We start from the raw sequence: 16,168 nt of genomic DNA, 5'->3' as shown, positions 1-16,168 counted from the left end.
AGTTCTCCCAACTAGCGGGAGAACCGGCTCACCAATGCTACTGATGCTCTGCCGTCTAGAAAGTTTGCGACAGAACCTTAACGGGGTGTTACTTGCGTAACCCTTATCCGGTCCTCAGCGAGAAATACTCAAGTGACTTTCCAAGATCGTCTTTCGCAAAATTACGACCGATAAAGACAATTTCATTGGCGCGCTGGGTCGAGGATGAGGGCAATATCTCTGGTGCCTGCACCGAGTTTCGGACGCCCTGCAGCAGCAAGAACCCCGCTGGCGTGTCAAACACGCCCTTGACCCGCACGATGTCATTGCCGCGGGCATGCAGTAGTGCCGAAAGCCATACAGAAAACGCCGCCCAGTCCACGGAGTTGTCAATCTTCAGCCGTGTTGGTTCAATTGCGGCCAGATCAGCAAGCTCACCCAACGCCGGAAGCGGGATGGGGGAGACGGCTTTATCCACGGATGGATCGATTTCTTCACCCTTGACCGCTGATGTTATCGAGGCCCCGGGATTAAGCTGCGACAGCGTGGCGTACACGGCACTGAATGCGCCAGAGAGTTGGGCATCCACTTTGGTCAGGATGATCCGATCAGCAGCTTCGATCTGGGCGCGCCCCAAATGCTCGGTTCCCAATTGGTGGATAATGTTCACCGCATCGGCCAGAACAATGATTTCATCCAGCAAGATATGGTGCACCAGCATTGGGTCTGCCTGAATTGCTGCCGCAATGGTACCGGGGTCGGCCAGTCCGCTGGTCTCCAGCACTATCCTTTCAAGGCGCGCGCTGTCCGAAGCCACTCGACTGCGGTGATCGCATAGATGTCGTAGGGATTTCAGCAGTTCAGGCTGCCCGGCACAACACGCACACCCCCCCGCTAAAAGAGTCATACCCGCCGCGTGTTGCTGCAACAGAGTGTCGTCGACCGGGGTTTCCGCAGCTTCATTGACCAGAATATGGGCCCGGCCGAAACGCCCATGATACAGTTGATGACGCAACCAGGTGGTTTTTCCCGACCCCAGATATCCCCCCAGGATGGTCAATCGCAACCGGCCATCGGCCCGTGTGTCAGCCCCGGTCATCTAGGCTGCTACACTCAGAAATCGGGCGTCCAAAGGATCAAGCACAGCGCCGGTCTGCGCCTCGGCCTCGGTCCAGACCGCTTCGAGATCGGGAACAATCACCGTACGCCCAGTGAACGATCGCAATTGAATACCCGGTGTCAGACCATCATCATGAACGGCAAGGCCATAGCTGTTTAGTATCTTGTTCAGAATTTTGGCGCGGCGGAACTTGAGTTGCAGCTTGTCACCGATGGCGTCCGCCCCGGCATCGGTCCAATGTCCTGGTTTGGTGGGGAACCCACAGGCACTGCACATCGCGCGTTCTCCTTGAGGAATTGCCAGAGGGGAACGCCCCCCTCTGACGAGAGTTTGGATCAGATGACCTCGGGGCGGGCTTCACCATCAAACGGGTAACGCGCGCGGAAATCATCGGCGATGGTGTTGAAATCCACCCATTCAACGCCGGAATGGCTATTGATGTGGTCAATCAAGCGTTCCAGCATCAGCAAAACCTGCGGACGGCCAGCCACGTCAGGGTGGATGGTGATCGGGAAAACCCCGTATTCCATTTCGCGGTAGACCCAGTCGAACTGATCCTTCCACAGCTGTTCGATATCGCGTGGGCTTACAAAGCCGTGGCTGTTGGGCGCGTTTTTGATGAACATCATCGGTGGGAGATCGTCTACGTACCAGTTGGCACCGATATCAACGAGGTCAATCTCTTTACCGTGTTTCAACGGATGCATCCATTCGCCCGCCGTCTTGGAATAATCGATGACGTTCCATTCATCGCCAACGCGGGCATAGAAGGGCTGAAAATCGCGGTAGCTTTGGCTGTGGTCATAGGAAAAACCGTATTTTCCCAACAGGGCGGCGGTCACATTGGACATTTCCCACCACGGCGCGACATAACCTTTGGGCGCTTCGCCAGTCAGGCCCTTGATCAGTTCGATGGACTTGACCAGAACGTCCTCTTCCTGCGTTGGTGTCATTGCCACGGGGTTTTCATGCATGTATCCATGCGCACCAATTTCGTGGCCCGCTTCGACGATCATGTCCATTTCCTTGGGGAAGGTCTCAAGCGAATGGCCCGGAATGAAGAAAGATGTCTGCATCTCGTATTTCTTGAACAGCCGCAAAAGGCGGGGGATGCCGACCTCGGTCGCGAATATCCCGCGCTGAATATCGTTGGGAGAATCTCCACCGCCGTAAGAGCCGATCTGGCCCGCGACGGAGTCGATATCCGTCCCAAAGGCGCATAGAATTTTCTTTGTCATGATATTTCTCCTCTGTGCATTAAAATCTCTGAATTACGTGGATGCGTCAGCCGCGTATGATGTCTTCGGTCGTCAATGCCGCGGCCAGCACGGCGCAGTCCCGCCCATGAGGGGTGGACAACAACAGCCCGGTCGGCATGCCGTTCCGGTCAGTGCCGTTGGGGATTGAAACGCCCGGCCAATCGAGAAAATTTCCCAGCGACGTGTTGCGCAGCGTCAACCCGTTGTGTTGGAAGAATACATCCTGATCGGCCTCAAGCGGGGCGATCTCCATCGCGGTTGTGGCCGTGGTCGGGCAGAGCAGGACGCTTGCACCGATCAGCGCGGCGGTTTCCGCCATTAACCGGGTGCGAGCGTGCTGAAGGATGACCAGATCAACCGCGCTCATGGGGCTGGCTTGCAGGATCCGGTGCACGACGCGTGCGTCCATTTGCGCGGCCTGTGGGCCATCAACGCGGTCACGATGAATGGCCAGCGCCTCGGCCCCGGCAAGAAACCCATGTTCTGCCATCAGATCGAGGGTTTCCTGTAACTGAGGCAAAGAGATGCGCGATACGCGCGCGCCAGCCGTCTCAAGCCGCGCAACTGTAGCGTCGAAATTGGCCACCACGTCTGCGTCGGCACCATCGAACATCACCTGATCGGGGATAACGAAAGAAAGGCGGCTGACATCCGCAGGCTCAATATCCGGGGAGTGTCGCCCACGCAAAACGGCGTCGATCAGAACGCAATCGGCAACAGTGTGCGTCAGCGGCCCGATGGTATCGAGCGATTGCGCCAGGGGAAACACACCCTGCATCGGGTAGCGCCCCATTGAGGTCTTGTATCCGACCACCCCGTTGAACGATGCCGGGATGCGCACTGATCCACCTGTATCGGATCCCATGGACATTGGCATGATGCCTGCGGCCACAACCGCGCCGGACCCCGAAGACGAGCCTCCGGGACTGCGTGGCGCATCTGGCGCGGCGTGGATGTTGCGCGGCGTTCCGTAATGCGGGTTCAGACCAATTCCGGAATAGGCAAACTCTGTCATGTTGACGGTGCCAACCGACGTCATCCCGGCCCGGGCCGCCCGTGCGACGATGGGCGCGTCCGCCTTGGCAGGAGGGTTCGATTTCAGCACGATCGAACCGGCGGTGGTCACGCGGCCTTTGAGATCAAACAGATCTTTCCACGCCGTGGGTAGGCCATCGACCGGGCTTGCCGGAATGTCTGCACGCCACCTCAGGCGCGATGCCTCGGCCTCGGCCAGCGCGCGGTCTTTCAAAATATCGATAAACAGGGCCGGGTCATCGTGGATGGCAATTCTGTCAAAAACAGCCTCGGTCAGCTCGACCGGATCAGTGCGCCCCGCCTTTAGATCAGCGGCCATTTGCGTGATGGTTTGTATCGTCATCTCACCCAAGACCCTTTATGCGATCATCGTTGCGCCGCCAGAGTGCCAGGCGACATAGGCAGAGGCCCCGACGGTCAGACGGCCCCGGTACTTGTCCACGTGACCTTCGGTATTGATCGTTTCACCATTCTCCAGCCTCACCAGCATCTGCATGATGTGGCCGATGACTTGCAGCCGTTCGATCCGACAGGGGATGATGTTTGCTCCAAAGGACTGACGCAGCGTGTCTTCGTCAGTTTCTGCCGGTAGCAATTCAACCGCTTCGGCGGGCAGCACGATGCTCATCTTTTCACCTTGGGAATGGGCCACTTCGATCCGGTTCGTTCCGGAGATGGCGCCAAAGGCCGTATCCAGCGTGATTGTCTGACCCTCGGTCGTCCGAACCGTGCCGGGAATAATGGTATTTGATCCGATGAACCGTGCCACGAACTCGGTGGTTGGCCGCGTGTACAGCTCACGCGGGGGGCTGATCTGTTCGACCCGCCCCGCGTTCATTACGATGATGCGATCTGACAGCGCCAGTGCCTCGGATTGGGCGTGGGTCACGAAGACAAAGGTGATGCCCAGATCCCGCTGTAGCAGCTTCAGCTCGTTCTGGATGCTTTTGCGCAGGTTCGCGTCCAAGGCGCCAAGCGGTTCGTCCAGCAACAGGATGTCGGGTTCAACGACCAGCGAACGGGCCAGTGCGATGCGCTGACGCTGGCCACCTGACAGGCGGCTGGTCGCCATCTCGGAAATGTCCAGCAAGCCGAGCTTGTCCAGAATTCCGTCCACTTTCCGGTCGGCCTCGACCTTGGGCAAACCTTTGACCTCCAGCCCGAACCGTACGTTCTGGCGTACGTTCATATGCGGAAACAGCGCGTAGTTCTGGAAGATCATCGAAGTCGGACGCTTTTCCGGCGGCTGGTCGTTGACCCGCTGACCCCGGATCAGCAAATCACCGGTTGTGACCGTCTCGAACCCGGATATCATGCGCAATGTTGTCGATTTCCCGCACCCAGACGGGCCCAGAAAGGCGATAAACTCTCCTTTCTCGACGTCCAGATTAAAGTCGATGACGGCTGGCGTGCCGTTGTCATAGACTTTTCCAACATTCTTGAGTTGCAGATCGTAAGCCAAGGACGTCGCACCCTTTCGATGTGAATTCTTAAATATCGGGGATGTGGTTCAGCCGAACGGGTCCGGCTGAACCACTACGGAATCAGGCCGACAGGAACTCGTCCCATTTGCGGATCAGCAAGTCGTACTCATCCGGCCACTGATGCCAGTAGGCAACATTGGCAGCGCGCGTTTCCAGTGATCCGCCATCACGCAAATCGCCTTCCTTGATCCCGCGTTCTGTTGCGCCAACCCACGGTTGGCCCTCATACCAGAAGGCGTATTTGTCTGGATCCATGACCTCTTTGACGTTGACGGTCGGTGAGTAGTATCCCTGTTCGGACACGGCGATTGCCGGTGGTCCGGACAGCCAATAATCGGCATAGGCCGTGACGGCCTCGAGGTTGTTTGACGTCTTGAGTGGTGACACGCCAATGGCCCAACCGCGATACCCTTCTTTCATTGTCGCGTACGAGCATTCGACGCCCTGCGCCTTGACCGCCATCACCGCCGGTTGCCAGGCATCCGCGATGACCATCTCACCCGAGGCCAGAAGGTTCACAAGCTCGCCAAAGTCACCCCACAGGGCGCGGAACTGACCGTCTTTCTTCTTCGAGATCAGGAACTTTGACGCGTCCTCGATAGACACGGCATCCGGGTTGCCGGGGTTTTCTACCTCAAGCAAGCCCAACGCATTCATCGCCAGAATGGCCTGACCGAAGGCGATCAACGGGTCCACGTTCAGACCGGTTTTGCCTTTGAACTTGGGATCGAACAGCGCCGCCCAGGTCGAGGCTTCTTCGGCATCGACCAAATCCGGGCGATAGCCGATCGAGTCATAATTGTAGACGGTGGGCACCATGTTCAGGCGCGTCTGGCTTTCGTCCTCCCAGATCTGACCGACGATCTGGCGGTTGCGATCCCAGCGATCCGATGCCGTGGTGAACGTATCGCGGATGCCGGACCAGTTCTGCAGATCTGCCGCAGCCACGGGCGCAAGCTTGTCTGTGGCGACCATCGCGGCCAGACGCTCACCGATGATTTCCCAGCAATCATAGGCGTCGGTGCCCGACAAGATTTCCGTCTGGGTGTTGGGGAAAATATCCGCCTTGCCGTTGACTGACCCGACGCCCGATTTCTGTTGAAAGTCGTTGAGGATACGTTCCTGAACCGTCACCGACAATCCGACAGTACGCAATTCCTGGTTGCCTATGCCTGCGGCAAAAGCCTGTTGCCCCCCCAAGAACGGCATACCACCGGCGGCAAGCGCAGCGCTGCCAGCTGTTGTCTGAAGGAATTTCCGTCGTGAATAGGTACTCATTTCTGTTTACTCCTTGTTGAGGTCGAATGTCTTTTTCTTGGTTAGGGGCGGTCAGCCCCGCTGTAGTCAGTACCGTCCGACCAACAGGCCACCATCTACAGCAATCACTTGTCCGGTGAGGTAACGCGCCCCGTTCGAGGCAAGGAAAACCACCACATCGGCGATGTCGTCGGGTTCTCCGATCCAGCCCATCGGAATGTTTTCGCCCGCCGTTTCCGCCCCTGCAGGGCCGAGCGAGTGTTCTTCGGAAAGCAGTTGCGCGGTGCGGATATAGCCGGGCGCCACGCCGTTCACGCGCACACCGCTGCGCGCCAGTTCGACAGCCAGTCCGCGCACAAGCCCCACAACACCGGCTTTGGCCGACGAATAGTGGACATGTTCGTCCCAGCCATAGGCGACGCCCATGATCGACGACAGGCAGACAATGCTGCCCTTTCCACGTGTTTTCATCCCGGCAAGGGCAGGGCGGATGGCGCGGAACATTCCCTTGAGGTCTATGTCAAAGGTGTGGTCCCATTTCTCATCCGTCAGCTGATCCAGCGGCACCCGGTGCGCGATGCCCGCATTGGCCACGATCGTGTCTATCGCCCCGTGACGCGTCTCGATATCGGCAACCAGCGCGTTGGCGCGTTCCGTGCTTCGAACGTCTAGTGGATGAAACTCGGCCTGCCCACCGGTGGCTTCGATCTCGGCGACGACAGCCTTGCCTTCGGCCTCCAGCACATCCGTCACGATCACAGTGTCGCCCCGAGCCGCAAAGGCTAATGCACAGGCCCGGCCAATACCGATGCTGCCGCCGGTGATGAACACGATATTGCTCATAACATCACATCTCCTGAGTTTGGACAAAGGGTTTGGCCCACATAAAGGCGCGCGGCGTCCGAACACAGAAACGCAACCGTGTCGGCCACGTCCTGCGGTTCGCCAAAATGACCCAGAGGAAGTTCGGCGGCCTTTGCTGCCTGCCAATCGGGCGACAACGCTCGCACCAACGGCGTGTTGATCGGCCCCGGTGCGACTGCGTTGACGCGCACACCTTGGGCGGACATTTCGCGGGACAGCGCCTTGGTCATGCCAATAATGCCCGCCTTGGCCGCTGAGTAATGCACCAGCTCAACCCCGCCGATCTGGCCCAGCTGCGAAGCCACATTCACCACACAGCCTTTACCTGCGCTCAGCATGCCCGGCAGGACCGACTTGGTGCATAGAAACGTACCGCGCAGATGAACGGCGATCATGTGATCAAAGTCATCTACCGACAGGTCGGTGAATGCGGCCTGATGCACGTGACCGGCATTGTTGATTAGGTGGGTCGGCGCTCCGAACGCCCGGTGGCAATGTTCGATCATCTGCGCCACATCCGCCGGGTTCGAGACATCGCCATGGTGCGCTGCAGCATTGGAGCCGATCCGAGCGACGGTCTTCTCCGCCGCGTCGGCGTTGAAATCATTGACCAGCACTTTGTACCCGTCCACCGCCAGTTTCACGGCAATCGCTTGCCCGATGCCGGACCCGGCGCCTGTGATGATCGCGATGCTCATGCGATGTCTTCCTGCATTGCGATCTTCTTGGCCCTGCGCACGCTCAGTCCCATCAGGATGCCGTAGACGGCCAGCAGCGAGAATGAAAACAGTGTGGTCATCACGCCAAAGGCGAAGATGTTTGGGTGAATCTCGACCGAGAAGGTGCCGTAAATCGCCAGCGGCAGCGTCTGATCCCGGCCTGAGGCAAACAGAGTGCGCGGGAATTCATCAAAACTGAGCGTGAAGGCAAACAGCATTGCTGACAAAACGCCCGGAAAGATCAGCGGGAAGGTCACTTTGCGGAATGTCCGGGCTGGCGACACCCCTAAGGACCATGCCGCTTCCTCGACCGACCCGTCAAAGCGGTTAAGGATCGCGAGCATCACAAGGAAGGCAAACGGGAACGTATAGACGACATGGGCGACAAAGGCAGTTGTCCACCAATGGCGTTCTACGCCGACCACATTGTTGGCCAGCAGGGACGTTCCCAGGCCGGTCAGGACGCCGGGCACCATCATGCCTAGAACGATCAGATAGAAAACGATGCCCGCGCCCCGAAACCGACGGCGGAACGCCTGCGCCGCCATCACGCCCAACACGGTGGCTGTGACCATGGTCATGAAGGCCAGTGTTAGCGAGCGCAACAGCGCCTCACCCACTGGCAGGGGTGCGATGCGCGACGGTGGTGTCAGGCCGAACAGGTGCCGGTACCAATAGGTCGACCAGTCGATGATCGGGAACTGCGGTCCGCCTTCGGGTCCTTGCTGAAAGGACAGGATGCCCAGCACGATGAACGGGCCATACAGGAACAGGATGAACGCTGCGACATAGACCGCAAGAATGGGTTTGAGGGCTTTCGATTCCATGCTCACAACTCGCTTTTCAGATCGACGATGCGCAGGAATCCGGCCACGACGATGCCAAGAAGAATGGTCAGGATCACCCCCACGACCGAGGCCATCGCCCATTTGAGCGACCCGACTTGCGTCACGATAATGTTGCCCAGCAGGTTCACCTTGCGCCCCGATAGCGCGCCGGAGGTGGCGAATTCGCCCAGAACCATCACGCTGACAAAGATCGCACCCACGACAACGCCCGGCAGGCTGAGCGGAAAGATGATTTTCCAGAAGATGCGCCCGAAACCCGCACCCAGATCGCGCGCCGCCTCGATGATGTTGCGGTCGATGCGGCCCAGCATGAAGGCGATGGGACCGACCATGAATACAACATAAATCTGCGTCATGCCGATGATGACCGACAGTTCTGAAAACAGCAAAACCTCGATCGGGCTATCGATCAGTCCCAATTTTTGCAGGATGATGTTGATCGCGCCTTCTTTGCCCAGCATCGGACGCCAGGCCAGAACGCGGATCAGGAAGGACGTCCAGAATGGGATCACACAAAGCACAAGCAATATGGTCGAGACGGTCTTGCTTTTGACCAGAAGCCCCACGAACAATGCCGCCGGATAGCCGATGATGAATGTCAGCGCGAGAACGATCAACCACAGGCGCAATGTGGTCCAAAGCGCACCCACATACGCCTCAGAACTGAAGAAGTTCTTCCAGCTGTCCAGCGTCAGTGTCGAGTTGATGGCAAAGGTTGTCTGCGTCCAGAATGACACGTAGACGATCATCATGATCGGTGCGACCAGAAACAGGATCATCCAGAATACGCCCGGTGCCAGAAGCCAGCCGGTAAAGGTGTTCCGCTGAGTGGAAGGGGCCGCGATGCTCATGCCGCTGCCTCCTGACCAAAGACGATGGCGTGCCGGGGGTCCCAGGACAGAACGTATTCCTCACCGACCTTATAGTTGTCGGGGTCTCCGAAACTCAGGTGGTGGTCCACCTCGACCTGCTTGTGATCGGCGGTTTCAAAAAATGAGATGACGGAAGAGCCCAGATATTCACTGGCCAAAAACCTGGCGGGCAGGGCCGGGCCGGGCAAAGTATCGCCTTTTCTGAACGCCTTGGTGCGGTCATAGCGTATGGCATAGATGTCTGTTGGATTTTGGCACACATTGGCCGCGGGGACAGGGCCAAACGGGCCATGGAAGGCGTCTGCGGACAGTTTCCCGTCAAACAGGTTGAACCGGTTCAGGAATAGCGCAACATCCGAACTGGAGGGTGTGTCATGTATCTGCTCTGGGGTGCCGGATTGAATGATCCGCCCACGATCCAATACGGCAACAGTATCGCCCATGGCCAAAGCCTCAGTCTCGCTGCCGGTGACATGCAAGAAGGTGACATTCAGGCGTTCGCGGATCTGGCGCAACTCGGTCTGCATCCGGCCACGCAGGTTTGCGTCCAACGCGCCCAATGGTTCGTCCAGCAACACCAGTTTGGGCTGCATCACCAGTGTTCTGGCCAGTGCGACACGCTGTTTCTGACCGCCCGAGATCTGGTCGGGAACCCGGTCCTCAAGCCCGCTTAGACCCACCAGATCGACCATTTCCCTGACCCGGTCGCCGATTTGGGCATCGGCAATGTCGTCAATGCCATTTCGAAGTCCGAAGGCGATGTTTTCGAACACGGTCAGGTGGGGAAAAAGTGCGAAATTCTGAAACACAAAGCCGATGCCGCGCTTATGAGCCGGAAGATCGGTTATATCGCGCCCCAAAAAGTGAATCCGACCGACATCGGGGCTTTCAAATCCGGCGATGACCCGCAAAAGCGAGGTCTTTCCCGCGCCCGACGGCCCAAGCAAAGAGATGTATTCATTCTGCGGTGCCTCGAACGTGATATCGTCCAGCGCCGTCAGCGCACCGAAGCGACGTGTGACGCCGTCCAATCTGAAGATGGATTCACTCTGAACCATTCATGCCCCCACTCGATATTCAAGCAATTGGAAGTGAGCTGTGCGCTTCCATTAAACGTATTCACCGGAGTGTGTATGGCATTGAAACGCCGCTTCGGATAAAACGTATATCGTATAAAGGATAGCATTTAGAGATTGGTCAATAACCATCTTTTGACCGAAAATAGACTAAAGTGATCAGAAAATAACCTGATTACTAAATATTTTGCCATATAGAAATGAATATTGGGTACGAGGATCGTTTATAGTGGTGAGAGGTATCGAGGAATCGCTTCCGCTTCGGGCACCAGTGCAACGATCTTCAGGCGCGCCAGGTTCTTGTCAGCAAGCAGGCGCAAATGCTCTTTGAGGTATTCCGCAGCTGAATTGATCTGACGTGATCCAATCAGGTCAAACAAGATCCGGTACTGATCGATCGCAACATGATCCGCTGGCAGGCCCAAACGGTTCAGGGCTTCGTTGACCGATGACAGAAGCAGGCGGTTATTACGGATCATTTCAACCAGGGCTTCGTTAGGCGCCCGCTCAAGGCAGTGCTTTTGAAAAGCCTCTTCGTATGCGTCAGTTTCGCGCGTCAAACCCTGCCGGATCTCGTCACGCACTTTGGTGATCTCGGCGGGTTCGATAAAATCAGCCGCCAACAACAGGGCTGCGGGTTCCACAATGGCACGCAGTTGATATTTTTCGCGCAGGACACGGGCCGTAAGCGGACCTGCAAGCCAGTGTGAGGACGCGCCCTTGCGGATCAGTCCCCGCTCATTCAATCGGCTCAACACGTCGCGCGCGACTGTTCGGCTGACACCCAGGAAATCCGCAAGTTCGGTTTCGACCAGACGAAACTCGCCAAACACCTGACAGGCTGCGACGTCCGCTTCGACCTGATCATAGACGCGCATCCAGGTGCCACGCACTTCAAGCGATGATTTGGACTGTTCGGGAATATCAAGCTGGAACTCGTCAATCGGCCGCCGGATCGGCCCGATATCTGCGGTAGCCGCACCAACCAGATAGCCCCGGCCGCGGAAGCGATGGATCAACCCTTCTTCGTGCAGCTTGCGCAATGCCACTTGAACAGGGGCGCGACTGGTCATCATGACGCGAGCAATTGGCCCTTCAATCAGCACAAGCCCCGTAGGCAGGCGTCCGGACTGGATATTGCGCTTCAGGATGTCGGAGATCACCTCGTACAGAGGCGCCTGTCCGCGCAGTGTTGATGACCTGCTCATGGCCGGTTCTCTCTAACGGCAGAGATGAAGCGGTTCCATGATCGTGCGGCATAATTGTACTCATCCATTACCGTGTTCCAAAGGGCAATACGGCTTACGCGTTCATGATAGGCACCTCCTGCACGTCGGTGACCCTTACGCACAACAGTCTGCCCATCCGGCCCGGCAAGGTCCGATCGGGCGATCTGGCCTTCGTACCAATAGTCCCATTCGTCCTCGCTCAGATACTGGCGGGTCTTTTCGAGAACGGTCATATAATAGCCTTGGCGGGCCATGATCGCCCCTGCTTTTCCGGTCAGCCACCAATTGAGGTATTCATAAGCCATGCCCAGCTTGGTTCCGGTCAAGTGCTTTGCCAGCGAAGCCCCACCGTGCCAGGCACGATACCCTTCTCGCGGAACACTTTCGATGAAATGATCCTGCATCGGCCCCAGATTGCCATAAGACGGTGACCACATACTTTGGGCAGACACTTTGTCGCCATGCAGCAGGGCCTCGGCATCCTGCGCGGATTTCCAGCTGTCACAAAAGAACCCTTGTTGTCGGAGCGTTTCCAACAGCGCCATCAGGCTGTCGATCTCATCCACTGTCATATTGCCGATATCGGCAAAGCTGAGATCGCCGCTGGCCTCTGCGGCCAGTGCCGCATCAAACAGACCGATCGCCGGCTCATCCACAAGCGCGATACGTCCCTTGGCGCGCTTGTCCAACAGCCAGGCCCAGCTGGAGCCTTCAGGGCCTTCGTCCCCAAAAACGCGGCGATCAAAGCCAAAGGAATCCACATTATGAGCCGTAGGCAGCATCGAGATGAACCGCATGGGCTGCTGCCCTATCACGCCATCAGGTTGCACATAAAGCTTGCGAACCGGAGCGTCGCCATACCCCTGCCGCATGTATTTGCTGACACCACCAAGTTTCGAAAGATCGCCAATATTCTCCCATTCCGCAATACGGTGCGTGTCTATGGGCTGAAGCGCGCCCCAATACCAGACGATGTCCAGATTGTGAAAACACTGCTCGTAAATATCATAGTGTTCGGGGTTCATGGCCGCGCGACGCTGACAGGTCAGAAAGTCGAGCGATTCATACTCGATATCGAATTGCAGATCCGCGATGGCTGCTTGGCGGACACCTTCCAGAAGCGTGACGTCCGTGCCAATAACGCGCAGCGTCCGACGCTTGACACGTGGCGGGGCGGCAAGCTTGTGCGCAGCAGACAGGTCAGTGGGCATCGGAGGTCCTGTTTATTATTCAGTGCAAAAGCGGGCTGCAATCAAATCTAACGACCAGAATATCTGAGGTAAACGATGGATATGGTTTGGCGCCCGATGCTCAGCCCGAAAGGACAACGGCCTTGACCGTATCACCGACGCCGCTGGCCCATCACGTCGGGCCACGCTCTGGTAAGTTGACGATGCCGTTCACTTGATCTGTGATCAATTGTTCATATCAATCAAGCGGCCTTGTCACGCTAATCGTAGTTCGGTCGCTCGCATCTGGATTTCGGAGTGGTTCGGTTGCGCGCTTTTGAACATTGACGCGGGGTGAGCCAGCGCGCGAATGGTCGGTAATGACAACCAGTTGAAAGTCTGCACATGATCTCTTTCAAGGATGCGCAATACCCGAAGGATGTGATCCTGTTCGCAGTGTTCTTCTGCGTTAGATATGGCGGGTCCTACTGTGATCTTGAGGAGATTGTGGCTGAACGTGGCGTTTCGGTCGACCATACTACGCTGAACCGTTGGGCGACACGATGCTCAGGCGCAATTGCCGATGCTGCGCGTAGACGAAAGGGCCATGTGATCGGTCTTGGCGAAGGGACGAAACTTACATCAAGGTAATGGGATCAGGGGTGTACCTTTATCGAGCCGTCGATAAACTTGTCAAAACACTCGATTTATGCTTTCACAACGTCGGAACAAGCCTACGCAACAATATTTTGGAACAGGACCACCGTTTCATCAAAAGGTGAACCCCTCCGATGCTCGGCTTCAAATCCTTCGTTCCAGCTTCGGCAGCTCTGGCGGGTATCGAGGGCGCACACATGATCCGCAAAAGCTAAGAGGAAGGCCTTGACAGATTAGAGAACAAAACACGCCCTTCGTGACGGCTGTTCCAATTGCGACAAAGCTCTGGCAGCGATGGGTTACATTGCCCTACACGAACTTATATCCGACGGCACGAGTCGTTCTCGTGTCTATGCTGACGCCAGCCTTTCCATGGCTTTCATGAGGGGCATTGCCCGTACCCCTCCCTGTCCCGGCATCTCCCTGTCGTCGGCATAGACAAGGAAGCGTTCTGAGACGTCCAACTCTTCCGTCGCGATATGGAACCCACGCGTTACCTTCGCCGATGTCGTCCGCTTGATCTCAATCGCCCAGACGGCACCTTGGGGAAGTTTCAACATCAGATCTACCTCGGCCCCGGCTGAAGAACGGTAGAAGCTTGCTTCGGTTCCACGCGGTGCAGCGGCGATCAGGTTTTCGATGCAGAACCCTTCCCAACTGCCGCCAACAACCGGATGCCCAAGCAGGTTCTCCTGCGTCCCGATCCCAAGAAGCGCATGGGTCAGTCCGGAATCGCGAATATAGACCTTGGGAGATTTGACCAGACGCTTTCCGGCATTGGAGTGCCAGGGCGGCAAGCGGCGCACCAGCATCAGGTCGACCAGCAAGTCAAGATAACGTGCAACGCTCTGACCGGAGACGCCCAGGTTTCCCGCGAGCTTTGCCGCGTTGAGTAACCCGCCTTGCTCATGGGCGAGCATTGTCCAGAACCGGCGCAATGTCTCCGCCGGAATGCGCAACCCGAAGGCTGGAACATCGCGTTCCAGATAAGTTCGGATGAAATCCTCGCGCCAAGCCAAGCTGGTCTGATCGTTTTTTGCCAGAAAGCTATCTGGAAAACCGCCCCGCAACCACAGGGTCGAGATCGCGTGCGCTCCGGTTTCCGACAAGGTGAAAGGCGTCAGCTCGTGATAGCTGACCCGTCCCGCCAGGGATTCCGCGCTTTGGTGCAGAAGCGTGTTCGAGGCCGACCCCAGCAGCAGGAACTGCTCAGTCCGATGCCCTTGCCTGCGCCGTCGGTCGATTTGACCGCGCAAGGCCTTGAACAGGCCGGGCATGAGTTGAACCTCGTCGATCACCACAAGACGTCCAGCCTGCTCATCGAGATAAAGGTCGGGCTCTTCGAGCACCTGACGGTCGGCTGGTCTCTCCATATCAAGATAGACAGCGTCACGGCTTTCAGCGATATCTTGCGCGAGCGTTGTTTTCCCAACTTGCCGCGGCCCAAGCAGGACTACGCCTGCCTGGTTCTCTAGAGAATTTTCAACCGATTTTCTGTGACTGCGCTCGATCATACATTGCATTTATTCCATACGACGGAAGATTTACAAGGTTTAACTTTGGAATTGTAGCCCTGCATAGCTCAACGACAGCAACCCATTTCAGACGAAATGCAACGTTTTGCACAGGAGTTCTGTTGCGAAGTTTTGACGTTGACGCTGGTTGAGTTAGCACGCGCGTGGCAGGCATTGGTAACCAGTTGAAAGCCAGCTCATGCTCTCTTTCAAAGGCGCGCAGTATCCCAGGGGTGTGATCTTGTTCGCGGTCCTCTTCGACGCCCGAGACAGGATATCCTACCGGACTCCGTAAGAAATCATAGCTGAACGGGGCATCTTGGCCGATCACACCACGCTGAACCGGTGGGTGACGCGCTACTCTGGTGCGACCGCTGAGGCAGCACGACGGCGTAAACACCGTGCGCAGGGTCTTGGAGGATGGATGAAACCTACATCAAGGTGAAAGGTGCTTGGATATACCTCTACCGGGCGGTGAACAAACACGGCAAGACGCTTGATTTCATGCTTTCACAGAGTCGAAACAAGCCGGTTGCCACGAAATTCTTCGCTCGAGTATTGGACGTTAACGACCTGCCGCGAAAGATCGTCATCGACAATGGCGGCGGCACAGCTGGCATCAAAGCCATCAACAAGATGCTGAGAGGCTTTGGATGTCCCATTCCTACCGAGATGGTTCGACAAAAATATCTCAATAATATTGTGGAACGGGACCATCGGTTCATCAAAAGACGAACCCGCCCGATGCCAGGATTCTGTCCATTTCGGCAATTCGCAAAATTGGCCGCTTAACCTCAAGGGTTAAAAGTATTCTCTCAAGCAGATGGAAACTTCACAACAAAACCTACTATAGGGTTCTGTCGCCAACTCTGAGTCAGGCTGTCTGGTGGAATTTGTGCATGATGTTGGTGTTCTGAAACTCGGTAAGAGCTATCGGTGACATTGTCATCCAAGGGTGCGCCTCCTTCAAAGGGAGAGTGCAACAACTGTTTTTCGATCTGACGATACTGGTTCTGTCGCAAACTTTCTAGACGGCAGAGCATCAGTAGCATTGGTGAGCCGGTTCTCCCGCTAGTTGGGAGAACT

Annotated in this window: 14 protein-coding genes and 2 pseudogenes; 2 read left to right on the top strand and 14 right to left on the bottom strand. The window is 56.8% G+C overall.

All coding sequences use genetic code 11. The annotated features are described in order from the left end of the window. Positions 1–103: 103 nt before the first annotated feature. The 13 genes from HW561_RS22625 to HW561_RS22565 form a co-directional block, all read right to left on the bottom strand. A complete protein-coding gene (locus HW561_RS22625) occupies positions 104–1,078 on the bottom strand; it encodes a CobW family GTP-binding protein (RefSeq protein WP_176867620.1) in 975 nt (324 codons plus the stop codon). After that, entirely contained in the window at positions 1,079–1,375 is a 297-nt protein-coding gene (locus tag HW561_RS22620) for a hypothetical protein (RefSeq protein ID WP_176867619.1), read from the bottom strand. Positions 1,376–1,434: 59 nt separating this feature from the next. Beyond that, entirely contained in the window at positions 1,435–2,337 is a 903-nt protein-coding gene (locus tag HW561_RS22615; RefSeq protein ID WP_176867618.1) for a polysaccharide deacetylase family protein, read from the bottom strand. A gap of 46 nt (positions 2,338–2,383) precedes the next feature. After that, the gene (locus tag HW561_RS22610; protein ID WP_176867617.1) at positions 2,384–3,736 is read right to left on the bottom strand and encodes an amidase; all 1,353 of its coding nucleotides are present in this window, start codon (positions 3,734–3,736) and stop codon (positions 2,384–2,386) included. A 15-nt stretch (positions 3,737–3,751) separates the two neighbouring features. Further along, positions 3,752–4,855 (bottom strand): ABC transporter ATP-binding protein, encoded by a 1,104-nt coding sequence (locus HW561_RS22605; RefSeq protein WP_176867616.1) that lies wholly within the window; start codon positions 4,853–4,855, stop codon positions 3,752–3,754. Between the two features lie 82 nt (positions 4,856–4,937). After that, positions 4,938–6,155 carry an ABC transporter substrate-binding protein gene (locus HW561_RS22600; protein ID WP_176867615.1) on the bottom strand — a complete coding sequence of 406 codons (1,218 nt, stop codon included), beginning with the start codon at positions 6,153–6,155 and terminating at the stop codon, positions 4,938–4,940. A 66-nt stretch (positions 6,156–6,221) separates the two neighbouring features. Beyond that, a complete protein-coding gene (locus HW561_RS22595) occupies positions 6,222–6,977 on the bottom strand; it encodes an SDR family NAD(P)-dependent oxidoreductase (RefSeq protein WP_176867614.1) in 756 nt (251 codons plus the stop codon). Beyond that, positions 6,974–7,696: an SDR family NAD(P)-dependent oxidoreductase gene (locus tag HW561_RS22590; RefSeq protein ID WP_176867613.1), complete on the bottom strand. Its 723-nt coding sequence runs from the start codon at positions 7,694–7,696 to the stop codon at positions 6,974–6,976. Before HW561_RS22590 ends, HW561_RS22595 begins: the two co-directional genes overlap by 4 nt. After that, positions 7,693–8,544 (bottom strand): ABC transporter permease, encoded by an 852-nt coding sequence (locus HW561_RS22585; protein ID WP_176867612.1) that lies wholly within the window; start codon positions 8,542–8,544, stop codon positions 7,693–7,695. Before HW561_RS22585 ends, HW561_RS22590 begins: the two co-directional genes overlap by 4 nt. Before the next feature lie 2 nt (positions 8,545–8,546). Then, positions 8,547–9,416: an ABC transporter permease gene (locus HW561_RS22580; protein ID WP_176867611.1), complete on the bottom strand. Its 870-nt coding sequence runs from the start codon at positions 9,414–9,416 to the stop codon at positions 8,547–8,549. Beyond that, on the bottom strand, positions 9,413–10,495 hold the full coding sequence (locus HW561_RS22575; RefSeq protein ID WP_176867610.1) for an ABC transporter ATP-binding protein: 1,083 nt from the start codon (positions 10,493–10,495) through the stop codon (positions 9,413–9,415). Before HW561_RS22575 ends, HW561_RS22580 begins: the two co-directional genes overlap by 4 nt. 242 nt (positions 10,496–10,737) lie before the next feature. Then, positions 10,738–11,721, bottom strand: a complete 984-nt coding sequence (locus HW561_RS22570; protein WP_176867609.1) for a GntR family transcriptional regulator — start codon at positions 11,719–11,721, stop codon at positions 10,738–10,740. Then, positions 11,718–12,953 (bottom strand): ABC transporter substrate-binding protein, encoded by a 1,236-nt coding sequence (locus HW561_RS22565; protein ID WP_176867608.1) that lies wholly within the window; start codon positions 12,951–12,953, stop codon positions 11,718–11,720. Before HW561_RS22565 ends, HW561_RS22570 begins: the two co-directional genes overlap by 4 nt. Before the next feature lie 363 nt (positions 12,954–13,316). Here HW561_RS22565 and HW561_RS22560 point away from each other — a divergent pair. Continuing rightward, positions 13,317–13,783: pseudogene (locus HW561_RS22560) on the top strand (IS6 family transposase). 135 nt (positions 13,784–13,918) lie between these two features. On the opposite strand, the gene HW561_RS22555 reads toward HW561_RS22560, so the two are convergent. Next, positions 13,919–15,082 carry an ATP-binding protein gene (locus HW561_RS22555; protein ID WP_176867607.1) on the bottom strand — a complete coding sequence of 388 codons (1,164 nt, stop codon included), beginning with the start codon at positions 15,080–15,082 and terminating at the stop codon, positions 13,919–13,921. 199 nt (positions 15,083–15,281) lie between these two features. Between HW561_RS22555 and HW561_RS22550 the strand changes: the two are divergent. Then, positions 15,282–15,874 (top strand): annotated as a pseudogene (locus HW561_RS22550) (IS6 family transposase). Positions 15,875–16,168 lie beyond the last annotated feature (294 nt).

It is taken from the genome of Ruegeria haliotis (assembly GCF_013377785.1).
Taxonomy (GTDB): Bacteria; Pseudomonadota; Alphaproteobacteria; order Rhodobacterales; family Rhodobacteraceae; genus Ruegeria; species Ruegeria haliotis.
This window is presented reverse-complemented; position numbering and strand designations above follow the sequence as displayed.